This is a genomic window from Desulfurivibrio modestus (assembly GCF_044068625.1).
In the GTDB taxonomy this organism is placed as follows: Bacteria; Desulfobacterota; Desulfobulbia; order Desulfobulbales; family Desulfurivibrionaceae; genus Desulfurivibrio.
This window is the reverse complement of the sequence record NZ_JBIPKH010000016.1, coordinates 42,631-56,273: the sequence shown is the minus strand read 5'-3', so window position 1 is coordinate 56,273 and position 13,643 is coordinate 42,631. Positions and strand designations below refer to the sequence as shown.

The 13,643-nt window shown below is 60.9% G+C and carries 15 protein-coding genes; 8 read left to right on the top strand and 7 right to left on the bottom strand.

The window, feature by feature from the left end; all coding sequences use genetic code 11:
- Positions 1–18: 18 nt before the first annotated feature.
- The 6 genes from ACHHRT_RS10365 to ACHHRT_RS10340 form a co-directional block, all read right to left on the bottom strand.
- Positions 19–1,089 carry an ABC transporter ATP-binding protein gene (locus ACHHRT_RS10365; protein WP_395499694.1) on the bottom strand — a complete coding sequence of 357 codons (1,071 nt, stop codon included), beginning with the start codon at positions 1,087–1,089 and terminating at the stop codon, positions 19–21.
- Positions 1,086–1,787, bottom strand: a complete 702-nt coding sequence (locus ACHHRT_RS10360; RefSeq protein WP_395499693.1) for an ABC transporter permease — start codon at positions 1,785–1,787, stop codon at positions 1,086–1,088. Before ACHHRT_RS10360 ends, ACHHRT_RS10365 begins: the two co-directional genes overlap by 4 nt.
- Positions 1,788–2,630 (bottom strand): ABC transporter substrate-binding protein, encoded by an 843-nt coding sequence (locus tag ACHHRT_RS10355; protein WP_395499692.1) that lies wholly within the window; start codon positions 2,628–2,630, stop codon positions 1,788–1,790.
- Between the two features lie 16 nt (positions 2,631–2,646).
- Positions 2,647–3,570, bottom strand: a complete 924-nt coding sequence (locus ACHHRT_RS10350; RefSeq protein WP_395499691.1) for a substrate-binding domain-containing protein — start codon at positions 3,568–3,570, stop codon at positions 2,647–2,649.
- A 220-nt stretch (positions 3,571–3,790) separates the two neighbouring features.
- Positions 3,791–4,240: a GNAT family N-acetyltransferase gene (locus tag ACHHRT_RS10345; protein WP_395499690.1), complete on the bottom strand. Its 450-nt coding sequence runs from the start codon at positions 4,238–4,240 to the stop codon at positions 3,791–3,793.
- Positions 4,233–4,544, bottom strand: a complete 312-nt coding sequence (locus tag ACHHRT_RS10340) for an SET domain-containing protein (protein ID WP_395499689.1) — start codon at positions 4,542–4,544, stop codon at positions 4,233–4,235. Before ACHHRT_RS10340 ends, ACHHRT_RS10345 begins: the two co-directional genes overlap by 8 nt.
- A 654-nt stretch (positions 4,545–5,198) precedes the next feature.
- On the opposite strand from ACHHRT_RS10340, the gene ACHHRT_RS10335 reads away from it, so the two are divergent.
- From ACHHRT_RS10335 to tsoA, 5 genes are all read left to right on the top strand, one after another.
- A complete protein-coding gene (locus ACHHRT_RS10335; RefSeq protein ID WP_395499688.1) occupies positions 5,199–6,332 on the top strand; it encodes a sulfurtransferase in 1,134 nt (377 codons plus the stop codon).
- A gap of 110 nt (positions 6,333–6,442) precedes the next feature.
- Positions 6,443–6,763 (top strand): DsrE family protein, encoded by a 321-nt coding sequence (locus tag ACHHRT_RS10330; protein WP_395499687.1) that lies wholly within the window; start codon positions 6,443–6,445, stop codon positions 6,761–6,763.
- 24 nt (positions 6,764–6,787) lie between these two features.
- Positions 6,788–7,894 (top strand): selenoprotein TsoY, encoded by a 1,107-nt coding sequence (gene tsoY / locus ACHHRT_RS10325; RefSeq protein WP_395499686.1) that lies wholly within the window; start codon positions 6,788–6,790, stop codon positions 7,892–7,894.
- 149 nt (positions 7,895–8,043) lie between these two features.
- Positions 8,044–8,388 (top strand): ArsR/SmtB-type metalloregulator TsoR, encoded by a 345-nt coding sequence (tsoR, locus tag ACHHRT_RS10320; protein ID WP_395499685.1) that lies wholly within the window; start codon positions 8,044–8,046, stop codon positions 8,386–8,388.
- A gap of 13 nt (positions 8,389–8,401) precedes the next feature.
- Positions 8,402–8,845, top strand: a complete 444-nt coding sequence (gene tsoA, locus ACHHRT_RS10315; RefSeq protein WP_395499684.1) for an LULAXC motif selenoprotein TsoA — start codon at positions 8,402–8,404, stop codon at positions 8,843–8,845.
- Between the two features lie 189 nt (positions 8,846–9,034).
- On the opposite strand, the gene ACHHRT_RS10310 is transcribed toward tsoA, so the two are convergent.
- Entirely contained in the window at positions 9,035–9,256 is a 222-nt protein-coding gene (locus ACHHRT_RS10310) for a SelT/SelW/SelH family (seleno)protein (protein WP_395499683.1), read from the bottom strand.
- Positions 9,257–9,324: 68 nt separating this feature from the next.
- Between ACHHRT_RS10310 and ACHHRT_RS10305 the strand changes: the two genes are divergently transcribed.
- The 3 genes from ACHHRT_RS10305 (at position 9,325) to ACHHRT_RS10295 (ending at position 13,489) form a co-directional block, all read left to right on the top strand.
- Complete coding sequence (locus ACHHRT_RS10305) at positions 9,325–11,130, top strand: YgiQ family radical SAM protein (RefSeq protein ID WP_395499682.1); 1,806 nt, start codon at positions 9,325–9,327, stop codon at positions 11,128–11,130.
- Positions 11,127–11,690 (top strand): isochorismatase family protein, encoded by a 564-nt coding sequence (locus ACHHRT_RS10300; protein WP_395499681.1) that lies wholly within the window; start codon positions 11,127–11,129, stop codon positions 11,688–11,690. The genes ACHHRT_RS10305 and ACHHRT_RS10300 overlap by 4 nt, the downstream gene beginning before the upstream one ends.
- 302 nt (positions 11,691–11,992) lie before the next feature.
- Positions 11,993–13,489 (top strand): protein phosphatase CheZ, encoded by a 1,497-nt coding sequence (locus ACHHRT_RS10295; RefSeq protein WP_395499680.1) that lies wholly within the window; start codon positions 11,993–11,995, stop codon positions 13,487–13,489.
- Positions 13,490–13,643: the final 154 nt, after the last annotated feature.

Sequence of the window (13,643 nt, the reverse complement as noted above, 5' to 3'; positions counted from 1 at the left end):
TTGGCCGCTCCGCAAGGTCTAATGCGGCGGGATCTGGTCGGCAGGGGAGGAGATGACTTGCACCGCTTGCGGTTTCAGTTCAACCAGGACCCGGTCGCCGACCACCACCCCCCCGCCTTGGATCTCCTCCCGGCTCAAGAGGGCGGTGATGGTGATACCCCCCAGCTCAAGTAAAGTTCTGATCTGGTCGCCCTCGGCGGTCATCTGTCTCACCCGGGCCGGAAGCAGGGTCCCGGGTGGCCGATCGGCTTCTCCGGCCTGGTTTTGCCGGTCAAGGGGATAAATGCCAATGGCCGCGGGGTTGATTGCCACCGTCACCGCTCCGCTGACCCCTTCGGCCCCACCGGCCAGTTCCACCTCCACCCCCTCGGCAATTCGGCAAAAGGTTTTGCCGGATTGCCGACAGACCTGGCCGGCAAACTGATTTTCCCCGACGATACCGGCAAGTTTGCCCTGGCAGAGAAAGATCTGCTCCTGGCTGAGTTTGAAAGCCTGCAGCCGGTTGTGGGAGGAGAAGATAACGGTCAGCCCCAGCTCCCGGTGGATCTTCTGGATGAGCCGCTCGATCACCGCCTGGTTGGCCAGATCAACCCCGGCCGTGGGCTCATCCAGCAGCAGGACCTCCGGCTGGCAGGCCAGGGCCCGGGCCATGGCCACCCGCTGGGTTTCACCGCCGGAGAGCAGGTGAGCCCGGCGGTCGGCAAACTCCGCCATCCCCACCCGCTCCAAATATCGGTTGGCGATTTGCCGCCGCTTATGCCCTTTTACCCCCCGCATCTTCAGGCCGTACTCGACATTTTCCCGTACCGTGGCGGTGAACATGATCGGGTGCTGATCCACCAGGACCACCCGGCGGCGTGATGATTGAAGGGCGCTTCCCCGCCAGTTAACCCGTTGATCCCCCAAATAGAGGTCGCCCCGGCTCGGTGGGCGCAGCAGGGCCAACAGCTGCAGCAGGGTGGTCTTGCCGCTGCCGTTGGGACCCAGCAGCGCGTAGCTGCGGCCGGCCTCCAGTTCCATGGTTTCGATATCGAGTACGGTGCGGTCGCCAAAGATCTGGCGTACTCCCCGTAAACTGAAAAGGGTCATTGCTCTCCCCCGTAGCGGCCCTGGGCCAGTTGCAGGGCGATATTGAGCAGCAGGCTGACCGCCAGCAGGATCAGCCCCAGGGCCACCGCCAGGGCAAATTCTCCTTTATTGTGTTCCAGGGCCATGGCGGTGGTCATGGTGCGGGTGTAACCCTTGATGTTGCCGCCGAGCATCATGGCAATACCAATCTCGGCAATCACGCGACCGAAGGCGGCGATGATCGCGGCCAGAATGCCGAAGCGGGCCTCCCGGGCCACGGCCAGGGCGGCTTGCAGGCCGGAGGCCCCTAAAGTCAGGGCGGTGAGCCGGTAGCGCCGATCGATGCGGCTCACCGCCGCTATGGTGAAGGTGGCCACCCAGGGCAGGATTAGGATCACCTGGCCGATGATAATCGCCTTGGGGGTGTAGAGCAAACCCAGGTGGCCCAGCAGGCCCTGGCGGGAGAGAAAGGCGTAAACCAGCAGCCCGATCACCACCGTGGGCAGGGCCAGCAGGGTGTTGAGGATGGTGATAACCGCCCGTTTGCCCCGAAATTCCCGGACCGCGATATGGAAACCCAGGGGCACCCCCAGCAGGGCGGCAACCAGGGTGGAGAAAAAGCTGACCTGGAGGGAAAGGGAGACAATGGCGTACAACTCCCGGTCCCAGGACCAGATCATCTCCAGGGCGGCAACCAGGCTTTGGGTCAGAAACTCCACCTACTTGGCGTCCGGAAAAAACAACGGTTTACCGTGGAGCTGATAGGCGCCAATCGCTTGCTGGCCCTCGGGGGAAACCAGCCAGCGGGCCAGGGTGTCGGCCAGCTCAAACTTTACATGGGGATGCTTGGCCGGGTTGACCGGGATCACCCCATAGGGGTTTCTGAGCAGATCGCCGCCCTCATAAATGATCTCCAGCTCATAGGGTTCGCTGCGGCCGAATTTGTAATGGAGATAGGTGCCGCGATCGGCCAGGAGATAACCATTTTTCTCCTGGGCGACAATCAGGGCCGCACCCATGCCCTGGCCGATGGAGAGGTACCAGCCCTCGCCGTCCCGGGGCGCGTCGGCCGGGGTGAGCTTAAGACCGCTGGCCCGCCAGAGCTGCTTCTCCCGGGCATGGGTGCCGCTGTCGTCACCCCGGGAGACAAAGGGGCTGCGAGTTGCGGCGATTCGGCGCATGGCCGTGGCCGGGTCGGCAGCATCCTTGATGCCGGCCGGATCGGCGGCGGGTCCGACAATGATGAAATCGTTATACATCACATGGTAACGTTTGGTGCCATGGCCCTGGGCCACGAACTGCTCTTCCCGAGCCAGGTCATGGACAAACACCAGGTCGGCATTGCCGTCCATCCCGTCCCGCAGAGCCGCCCCGGTGCCCTTGGCCATCACCCGGACACTGATCCCGCTTTCCGCGGTGAATTCAGGTAACAGGTAGGCCAGCAGGCCCGAGGCCTCGGTGCTGGTGGTGGTACTCATGGTGATCACCTTTTCCCCGGCCAAAGCCGGCCCGGCGGTCACCAGCATTCCGGCGCAGATTGCGCTCGCCAACCACTTTTTCATTTTCATTCTCCTTGGTTTATGGGTTATCTGTCGCTTCTTGTGGGAAAATGGTGCGCCCGCTCTGGCTGACGTCATATCCTGCCAGTCCCTGGGCCAGCTGCCGGAAGGGCGGCTCGTGGAGTAGGCCAAGGAACAGTTGTACCCCTTTGTCGAAAAAACGTTCGCGGGCAATGAGCAGGTCGAAGCGCTCTCGGCCCAGGGGCAGAAAGTCGAGCCCCAACAGGGCGGCCACCGCCCGGATGGCCGGTCCGGCATCGGCGCGGCCGGCCAGAATTTCCAGGCCCACATCCAGATGGCGGGCCACCTCACGGTCATAGCCGGTCAGTTTTTTGCCCGGCACTCCCGCCTGGTGCAGCCGCTGTTCAAAGAGCAGGCGGGTGCCGGTACTCAGCGGCCGATTGACCACCCGCGCCTTTTTGCGGGCCAGATCGGCCACCGATCCGATGGCCAGGGGATTCCCCTTGGCCAGCAACAACCCTTGCTCCCGAAAACAGAAATTGATTACCGCCGGGGGGGAAGGCAGCTCCTCGGCGGCAAACTGGAAGTTGAAATCCCCATCCTCCTCCTGCAGGAGGTGGCTGGAAGCCAGATGGCAAAGATTATCCCGCAGGGCCCGGAGGCCGCCAAAGCTGCCCACATTACCGTAAACCGCCAATTGTCCGGGGTGGGAACGATTGAATAGATTGAGGGTTTGCTCCAGCAGGGGATCGTCGCTGCCGGCCATGATCAGCAGGCCATGGTAGGGGGGCAGGGGGGCGGTCGCGGCCGGGAAATTCTGGGTGGAGTTTTCGATCCAGCGTTCCACCAGATGGCGGGGAAAAAGCCATTTGCCGGTAACCTTGGTGGCGGGCAGCCCCTTTTCGGCAATCAGCAGGTAGACCATCTTCTCGTTGACACTGAGCAGTTGGGCCACCTCCTTGGTGGAGAGCAAATTTTTCAAGGCATCCTCCCTGTTAAGAAAACAGCAACTGTTGTTTACTACCTTGGCGGTGGTTGTGGGTCAATCGGTTTTGCCAGCCTGGCCACCATCGACCAACAATAACTATAAATTACTTAAAATAACACCAGGGATGGTGAGAAAGAGAGCGCGAGGGCTGGGTTGTTTACTGGAGGGTCTACAAATCCAGTTCGCAGTAGGTGTAGCATTCGCCGGTGGTGAATCAGTTGGGGCAGGTGGCCAGGGGGCGGCCCCCCAGGGCGGTGAAATTTTTAAGCGAGCCATTGCCGCGGAAATGGCCGCTAATTCGGGCGAACCCGGCCTGGCGGGCCGGGAGGCAGAACTCGTTTAAAAGTTGTCGGCCGTAGCCCAGGCCCTGAAATTGGGGCATAGTTACGATATTGAACAGATAGAGCAGGTCGGCGGTCCCGGGGGCCAGATGGGGCAATCGCAGCTGGTCCTGCTGTTCGGCGTCGGGGCTGAAGCCCACCACGTTGCCCACATAGCTGCCCTGTCGGTGGGCAACCAGGCCCAGGGCCGCCTGTTGGCCGAGGGCGGCCAGATAATCCTCGCCGGTTTCTCGGATTGCTGCGGGAAAGAGCTCTTCCGAGCGGAGAATATCTTCCTGGTACTGGGAGAAGTTGGCGGCGGAGAGGGGCTGAAATTCAAGCATGGGTTGTGGTCGGATCAAAGTAGCAGGTCAGGATGGAGGCCGGGGGGGCTTCGCCGCGGGCGATAAGGTTTAGGGAGGCCAGATGCTCGGGCTTGATCACCGGGGCCAGGGGCTGAGTTACCTGGTCGAAACGGGCGTAGGCCGCCGCCAGGAGTCGATCCCATTCGGGGGCGCAGCGCAGGAGATCATCGGGCATTACCCGGGTCCGGGAGCAGCCGGCCTCGGGCAGGCAGTCAAAAGGTTCGATGATATTGAAAAAGCCGTAATCGTTGGTGATCTCCTGGCCGGCGGCGATATCGACCACCGCGATCTCCAGCTGATAGGGGGTGGCGATGCAGGTTGGGCGGAAGCTATGGTTGATGTAACGGGTGTTGTCCCAGCAGAAAACCCAGCGTCCCTGCCGGTCGCGGAAACAGTATTTTCCAGGATCTCCTGGTAGATCGGCTCGTAGGCCCGCACCTCCTCCTCCCGCAAAACCCGGTCGAAGCGATCCAGGGCCCAGACCACCGTGCCGGCGGGAATGGGGCGGGTGGCAAAAACTCCGTGGCCGACCAGTTGATTGACAAAACGAACTTCAGTGTCCGGGTGGAGCATGGCCGTGAGGCGACCTCATATGGGGCTTGTTTTAAGTCCCCGCACGCGGCCGGAGGTGGCCTTGCGGGGGGGGGGGGGGTACGGCTTGTGCTTGGACCTTATACGAGAGGTTTATCCCCCTGTCAAGAGGTGTTTTTGGATGTTTTGCCGGCGAACGTTCCGAGTTGTTTCAGAGCAAACTGGCAACCCGATTCCATGGCCCACTTTTTTCTTGACATGTACCATTCTTTATATGTATGTATATTTATAACTGTGGCGTGGACGGTTGCCGGAGCTGGCAACAGTGGGTAAACGGGCAAGCAAGCGGCCGCAGATTTGGAGGCGGGCGATTAACAGGTTAACCCAAGCCGATGGAGGACGGGCCATGAACATTAAAATTTTTACGCGTATTATCGAGGGTGGGAGCGGTCTCGGGTGGACGCTTGAAGTGATCTTGCTGTTGGCCGTAGTGTTGGCCCCACTGGAAGCCGGGATGGCCTGGGCGGGGAACGGCATGGTGGTTCCCGCCGGAAGTAATCCCCACCTGCTGGTCACACCTGCCGAGGTCTGGGAGAACCGGGATCACTGGTTGGTCATCGACCTGCGGGACCGACAAGCCTATCTGGCAGGGCATGTGCCCGGAGCCATCCACCTGGGCGGACGGGGCCATGAAATGCTGCGTGAAGATCGTCATATTCCCTTTTATGGCGACGAGAAGGTGGATCCCAAGCGGGGCAGGCTGATTGAACACCTGGAGCCGCGGCCGGTGGCGGAGATGGAGCGGGTTTTCGCCGAGGCCGGGGTAAGCCACGAGCACACCGTGGTTCTCTACAGTGACCATGAGGATACCCTGCCGGGCTACACCTTTGTCCCCTTTGTCATGCTTGAATATCTTGGCCACCGGGATGTCCGGGTCATGGACGGCGGGATTGAAAACTGGTGGGCCCACCGCCTGCCGTTGGAGCGGACGGAGAGCCAGTTACCCCCCTCAGATTTCCGGGCCCGCTTGCGACCGGGAGTGATTGCCCGTGAGGCGGAAATTCTGCGTTTGGCCCGCTTCAACCCCTCCTACCTGGGGGATATCGGGGTTGATCCCCACCAGTTCCAGCTTCCCCAGTTGGTGGACGTGCGGTTGGATGTGGAGCATTCCGGCGCTCAGCCGGCCCCGCCGGGCCATTTTTTGTTCGACGCCGTAATCCGTACCGGCCGCATTCCCCACACCGAAGTCAATGTGCCCCACTGGCAACAGTTTGCCGATTTCGAGAGCTTGCGGCTCAAGCCCATTGCCGAACTTGCCGCGATGTATGGCGGCCTGGATCGTCAGAGGCGGACCATCGTCTACTGCTATATCGCCAACCGGGCCTCGATGTCCTACTTTGTCCTGCGTGTGCTGGGTTTTGCCGACCCGGCGGTCTATCACGACAGTTGGATTATCTGGGGCAACAACCCCCGCCTGCCGCTGGTACAGGATCCCGGCGTGAAGCGGTTGCCACGGGTGCCCATGGCCGGTGGTTATTGATTTTCCTCCTTGACATTGAAGCCTGTTGATATTTATAAGTGTTGATGTTAGGTCCAGATCGTTGCCCGTAGGGGGTGGCGACAGCATAAATCCACAGGGAGGTAATCATTATGGGTTGGCTCTATGTCATCTCCACCAACGACCCCGAAACGGTGTTCAATGCTACTCGGCTGGCCAATGCCAGCCTGAAAAAGGGCAAAGAGGTCAGCATGTTCATGCTGGGCCGGGGGGTCGAGTATGAACGGATCAGCAGCGATCAGTTCGACATTGCCGGCCAGTTGGCCGAGTTTGATAATCTGGGGGGCAATTTCCTGGTCTGAGGCACCTGCATCAAATCCCGCGGTCAAGCGGGATCCGCCTCCTGTCCCCTGGGTATGATGACTGACCTTTACGAGCTGGTCGCCGAAAGTGAAAAAGTACTGACCTTTTAACCCCAAGAAAGTGAAGGAAAAGCGATGAAATTTTCCCCCCTGCAGTTCCAGATTTCAGTGGCGGCCGGCGGAGCGGCCCTGATGCCCTTCGTGTTACTGAATTTTGCAGTTCCCCATGGAAATGGCCTGATTACCCTGGCGTCCATGCCGTGGGGCCAACTGAGTCTACCGGAGACCGTTTTTTACGGGCCGCTGGTAGGGGTGATGCTGCTCTTTGTGGTTATTCACCTGCTGCTTACCCTCCTTTATCTCAAGGGGTTAATTGGGATGCTGGCCAATGGTGAGCAGTTCAGCGGCTTTATCAATGACCCCAAAAGCCATATCGCCATCTTTTCGCCCATAGCTTCGCTGTCCATGACTGCCAATGTGGTTTGGGGGCCGCTGGCCTTCTTCGTGCCGGGAATGGCGGCAACCCTGCAGGGGTTGATGGTGCCGTCGCTTTTCTTCTTCGTTATGCTTTGGCTGGCCCTGTTGGGATTTGAAGCCAAGGTGCTTAAAATCTGGCTGACCAGGCCGCTGGATCCGAGCAAACTCAACTTTGCCTGGTTGTTGGACATTTTCGCCTTCGGCCTGGTCAGTCTCACCGGCAGCGGCATTGCCGCCATCGCCACCGATCCGGTGGTGGCCGCGGCGGCGGCCTTTGCCGCTTTTTTCACCATCGGCGCCGGCCTGTTTATCTTCGCCGTCAAAATCGTGCTGCTGCTTTACGGTCAGCTCCAGGCTGAAAGGCTACCCGGTGCTCCGATCCTGCCGGCTTTTTTTCTGGTCGTTCCCATCCTTTGCCTCTTCGGTATCAGTCTCTTCAGAATCATGGCCTACCTGCGGAACCATTTCGGTTTTGCGGCCGAGCCCTCCTCTTTTCTGCTGCTCAATTTCGCCTACGCCGCCGCCGTGGCCTGGGGTCTCTTCGGTGTTTACCTGCTTTGGGACTATTTCCGCGCCTTCGGCCGGCAGAAATACTCACCGGCCCAGTGGGGCGTGGTCTGAGCCTTGGTCGGCTCCCAGGTTCTGGGAGGTTACCTCTACGGTACATACTTCGCCCATCCTCTGCTGCTGGCGGTCAACTATCTCTCCATCGTGGCGATGGTCATCGTTTACGCTCTGGTTCTGCTCAAGTACCGCCGGGCTTGAATTATCCCGTCCTTCGCAACGCCGTCACCCCCTCCCGGCCCGGAGCGCTTTTTCCTGGCCAGGTGGGGGTGATTCAGTTAACGTTGGCCGGTAGCGGTTCGTAGGACGGGGTGGGGTTGGCGGCAAATTACAACCGGGAGCATGGGCCGGTGAAAAAGAGCAATTTTAATCACAACCAAAACGCTGAAGCCGCGACGGTGACCCCGGCGGATCTGGTGGTGCTGCTCAAAGGGCTGGCAGACGAAAATCGGCTGAAGATTATGCGCGCCCTGGTCGGCACTGAAAAACCGGTTTCCCGCCTGGTGGAAGAGCTGGGCATTTCTCAGCCCCTGGTGTCGCATCATTTGAAAGAGTTGCGACGAGCGCTGCTGGTCAGTGTCGAGCGGCGCGGGCCTTTTGTCTACTGCCGCCTGGCCGATCCCCGTTTGGCTGGGTTGTTGGCAGAGTTGAGCGTCCTGGCCGGAGAGTTGCTGGCCCGGCGTAATTCTTATTAGGGGGTCTTGGTTTATGTGGGAGCTGACAAAACTGTTGGCCGATCTGGAGCCCAGGGAAATTCTCCACGCCCTGTTGCCGGCGGTGCGGGAGGCCATGGCCCATCTGGACGATGACGAGCGACAACAATGGCTGGCCCGTTTCCTGGGAGACAATGGGGAGGACAAGCTGGTGGGGATGGTCAACCTCTGACTGGCTCGTTGCCTGGACGAAGGTGTCGATCCAACCAACATGTGTCAGAGTCTGGTTCACAAGGTGGCCCGTTCCAAACAGTTGCAGGCGGTGGTGGAACCCGGCATCCTTAAGCTTTTTGAAAGTTGGCTCGACGAGCTGGAAGAGGAGGCGGCGGCCTTTTTGCAGCAGCATCCGGGCAGCGATGTCCCCACCTTGGCCGATGCCCTGGGCCTGTCGGCCAGTGGTGCCGCCTTTCTGCTGGCCAAACGGCAGCGGGCGGAGTGACGGTCCCCAAAGTCGTTGTCTTGGGCGGCTCTTTTGGCGGTTTGTCACCGCAGCCGGCGAGCTTGGCTGCCGACTTCCCTACGCTTTTTCCCCGGCAAAAATAAGGCGATTGCCGCCAACTCCCCTCGCCAACGCGCGCCCCGTTACCGTGCCCCGGTGATGGGGGCGCGCCCCAAGCTCGGGGTCGGGTCAACCGGCCAGCAGCCTGACGATTTCATCGTTGTCGGGGAAACGGCCGCTCTTGTGTTTGGAAAATATCTCCCGGCCGTCGACTGTGATATCGTAGATTCCGTTGCTGCCAGCGGTCAGGGTGATTTCGGCGTCGGGGAACCTCTTGCGCAGTTGAGCCTCCAGACCGGAGGCGCGGGGCAGGTAGTTTCAGCGGGTGCAATAGGTGATTTCAATTTTCATCTTTATCTCCTTTCTGTTTGGGGGGATTGGGAGTCGATTATATTCTACCGAAAAGCGATAGCGAAAAAATGAAAAAAATGCAAACCGGCAAGTCAGGACGGGACGGGGAAAAATTCTGGCTGCCGGCTACCGCCACCGAGATGCAAGCCCGGGGCTGGGAGGAGGTGGATGTGGTCCTGATCAGCGGCGATGCCTATGTCGACCACCCCTCCTTTGGCCTGGCCCTGATCGGGCGCTGGCTGGAGGTCCACGGTTATCGGGTGGCGATCCTGCCCCAGCCCCGTTACGATGGCCCCGATGATTTTCGCCGTTTTGGCCGGCCCCGGCTTTTCTTCGGGATCTCCGCCGGCAATCTGGACTCCATCGTCGCCAACTACACCGGCAACGCCAAAGTGCGTAACGATGACGACTATTCCCCCGGCGGCAACCCCTATTTCGGCAGCGCCGGCCAGCGTGGCTTGCGGCGGCGGCCGGACCGGGCCACCATTATTTATGCCCAGCAGGCCCGGCGGGCTTACCCGGGAGTGCCCATTATCCTGGGAGGTCTGGAAGCCTCCCTGCGCCGTTTTGTCCATTACGACTACCAGCAGCGCAAGTTGCGGGCTTCGGTTCTCACCGATGCCAAGGCCGATCTGCTGGTTTATGGCATGGGGGAGCGGGCGGTGGTGGAGATCGCCCGCCGGTTGGAGGCCGGTCGGGAACTGACGGGTATTGCCGGGACCTGTGAACGGTTGACCCAGCGGCAACTGGCGGAGCGGGAGTTGGCCCAGCCCCCCCTGGAACTGCCCTCCCTGGCGGCCATCGATGACGACCACGGCCTCTTCCTGGCGGCTGAAAAACTGATCGAGCAGGCGGCCCGAAGCCGGAGCGCCACCTCGTTGCTTCAGCGCCAGCAGGTCCTCTGGCTGCTCCAGCATCCCCCCGCCGCGCCTTTGACCACGGCCGAACTGGATCGGCTCTACGCCTTGCCCTATACTCGCAGGCCCCATCCGGCGGCCGGCGATCTCCCCGCCTTCCGGATGGTCCGCGATTCCCTGACCATTGTCCGCGGCTGCTGCGGCAACTGCGCCTTCTGCGCCATCGCCCGCCACCAGGGGCCGGAGGTCGTCAGCCGCAGCCCCGAATCGGTATTGGCCGAGGTGAAGGAGGTGGTGGCCCAACCGGGATTTGGCGGCACCATCAGCGATCTGGGGGGCCCCACCGCCAACCTCTATGGCTGCGGCTGCGCCCGGCCCGGCGGACCCTGTCCCCGCCACGATTGCCTCTACCCCAAGGTCTGCCGCCATCTGAAAATCGACGAGCAAAAGTTGCTGGATCTGCTGGAGCGAGCCGCCGGGCTGCCCGGGGTCAAGCACCTTTTTATCTCCTCGGGGTTGCGGATGGAGCTGTTGCTGCGCACCCCGGCCCTGTTGCGGCGGATTGTCGAACGCCACACCCCCGGGGTTCTGAAGATCGCCCCCGAACACACCGAGCCGGAGGTGCTGCGCTTGATGCACAAGCCGGGACCCGAGGTGCTGGAGGAGTTTCTGGCCCGACTGCGGCAGTTGCCTTCAAGGCGTCGGATCAAGGGCGATCTGCTCAACCCCTATTTGATTTCCGCCCACCCTGGTTGTACCCTGCGCCATATGGAGCGGATGGCGGCCAAATTGAAGAGCCTGGGGCTGGTTCCCCGCCAGTTCCAGGATTTTACCCCCACCCCCGGCACCATCGCCACCGCGATCCAGGTCAGCGGCCTGGACCCGGAAAGCGGGCGGCCGCTCTATGTCGCCCGCCGGGACGGGGAGCGCCGGGCCCAGCGCCGGGTCCTGGAGCAAATCGCCGGGGGGCGGCAGCAAAAAGCTAAAAGCGGTAAACGAAAGGAGGAAAAAAGATGAGCAGAGAGCTTTACCACCTGGATCCGGCCCACTGCGCCCTGTTGGTGGTGGATATTCAGGAAAACTTGATGAAAGTAATTTGTGGTCGGGAGGAGGTGGCCCGCAACAGCGCCCTGCTGCTCAAGGCCGCGAAAGTCCTGGGGATTCCGGTGGTCGCCACCACCCAGTACGTGGCTCGCATCGGGGATTTCGTCCCCGAGGTCAAGGCGGAGTTGGCGGAAATCACCCCCATCGACAAGCTGGAATTCGGTTGCTTCAACAACGAGGCGGCCCGTAACCATATTCGTGGCTTGGGCGAAGGGATCGACACCTTGATTGTTTGCGGGGTGGAGACCCATATCTGTATCTATCAGACGGTGCTGGGGGCCTTGCTGGCCGGTTTCCGGGTCTGGGTCCCCGCCGACGCGGTATCTTCGCGGACTGAAAAGAATTATCAAACCGGTCTGGCCCGCTTGCGGGAGATCGGCGCGGTGGTGGCCAACAGCGAGATGATTATCTACGACTGGCTGGGGAAGGCCGGCACTCCCGCCTTCAAACAGTTGCTGCCCTCCCTCAAATAAGCAAGCGCCCCCGGCGACCGGCGGTCTACCGTCCCTCATTCTCGGCGGGCATCCTGCCCGCCTGCGAGGTGCCCGCAGCCTCCTGCGCTTCCCTGCGCCCGGCAGCGGGCAAATCCGGGACGGCAGACCGCCGGTCGCCGAGGGCGATTATTTGTAAAAAAGTTGTTGAGTTTTCAGGCCATTGGGCCGATGGATGTGGAGAAGCCCCTTGCCGTGGGCAATTGGGCGGGTGGCGGTGCTGTTTGGCTTAAGCATACCATTGGCGGGAGGAGATGATGGCAGGCAATAAAACAGAGATAAATTTGGAAGTAAGTACCGGTTTTTTCAGGATCACCACCGATAACCTGCTTTACAATATCACGGTCCTGGGGGGAGCGGCGGTTGCCCCGGCCCCAGCTTCGATTCCTCCCCCTTCACCTCCCCCCGCCACCGATGGAGCCATGGCTGCTTCCTGCTCGGGGGATGATTTCTATAAGCAGGTTTCCAACAACGTTTTCAACGATATCGGCAAGCTGGCCAAGAGTTTGAGCGCCACGATCATGGATCTGCCCGCCGAAGATCGCAAGATGAAAAGGGCGGATCTGGATGAGGCCGGGGAGAAGATCGAGGACGCCAAAAACCAGTTGCGCGATATCGTTTCGATGACCGAACGGGCCGCCATGGAGATCATGGATCATGTGGAGAAGGTCCAGCTCCAGACCGAGGATGTCCGGGCCCTGCTCTCCCAGCTGAAGAATCATCAGGCCTTCAATCAGTCCGCAGGGGGGGAGGAGGGAGATGACGCGGAGCAACCTTCCGGCCCGCAGCCGGACCAGCGTTTTGATCAACTTGCGCACCAGTTGACCCGGGCTGGAGAGCTGTTGGAAAAGCTGGCGGTTCCCCCGCCGGCAGCCCCGGAGGAGGAGGTCGCGGAGGAAGCGGCGCCGGCCGGGCGGCGACGCTATCTCTTCGAGCTGGACACCATCTTCCAGACCATCTATGAATTGTGTACCAACGAAGCGGTCAAGGGGCATATCAGCGCGGCCCGGGAGAAGGCCGGCGAGCTGTTCGACTACGACGCCTTTGTCGAGGCGATCAGCGCCAAGGCCGACCAGCTCGAGCCCGACAGCGATAATTTCTACACCATCCCCCTGACCGATGTACTGGGCTCGCTGGCCGTCTCCTGTTCCGAACAGAAGATCAAGAACCTTTTCGTTAAGATGGAGGCCAATCAGAAGGAGATCTTTCTCGATTCCTCCCTGCCCCTGGAGGTCCCCCCCGTGGAGGAGGCGGCGGTGGCAAGTGCCGTCGCCCCGGCCCCGGCCGTGGCTGGGCCGGCCGCCCCTGATCCGGAGGTCATGGCCGAGATGCGGGAGGTGCTGGCCGCCGCGGCCGGCCTGGTGGGGACCCTGCGGGAGGAGCCGCCTCAACGGTCTGGCGGGTTGATCAGCCGGGAGGACCAGCTGGATCTCTTCCACAAGATTGAAGGGGCCTTCGCTTCGGTCAACAGCATCTATGAAGATGTGACCAGGATCACCGAAAGCTTGAGCTTTCAGGATCTGTCCGGCCAGCAGATTCTCAAGATTATCAAGCTGCTTTCCGACTTCCAGATGCAACTGCTGGCCATCGTGGTTTCCTTTGGTTCCCAGCTCAAGAGCAAGGAGCGCAACGCCGAGATCACCGCCGATGAGAGCAAACGGCTGGCCCAGGGAGATGTGGACCGCTATCTCGGAGCGGTGGCCGGGGATGGCGAGGAGGAGATGGAGGGGCCGTTGGATCAGGAAACGGTCAACAAGATGCTGGAAGATTTTGGCTTTTGAGCCGGCTTCAATCTTGAGGAAGTCGCAAAAAGTCCGTCCATGGACTTTTTGCTCCCCGGAAAACGAAAACGCGGTTTTCGTTTTCCTTACAAATCAACAGCTTGTAAAACCAAGCTATTGATTTGCGCGCCCATCCTTGGGCGCGTTGATGACT

What these genes read in the sequence shown, in the direction of transcription:
- ACHHRT_RS10365 (WP_395499694.1), bottom strand. Translation starts at nt 1,089, where the DNA reads ATGACCCTTTTCAGTTTACGGGGAGTACGCCAGATCTTTGGCGACCGC.
- ACHHRT_RS10355 (WP_395499692.1), bottom strand. Translation starts at nt 2,630, where the DNA reads ATGAAAAAGTGGTTGGCGAGCGCAATCTGCGCCGGAATGCTGGTGACC.
- ACHHRT_RS10345 (WP_395499690.1), bottom strand. Translation starts at nt 4,240, where the DNA reads ATGCTTGAATTTCAGCCCCTCTCCGCCGCCAACTTCTCCCAGTACCAG.
- ACHHRT_RS10335 (WP_395499688.1), top strand. Translation starts at nt 5,199, where the DNA reads ATGAACATTAAAATTTTTACGCGTATTATCGAGGGTGGGAGCGGTCTC.
- ACHHRT_RS10305 (WP_395499682.1), top strand. Translation starts at nt 9,325, where the DNA reads ATGAAAAAAATGCAAACCGGCAAGTCAGGACGGGACGGGGAAAAATTC.
- ACHHRT_RS10300 (WP_395499681.1), top strand. Translation starts at nt 11,127, where the DNA reads ATGAGCAGAGAGCTTTACCACCTGGATCCGGCCCACTGCGCCCTGTTG.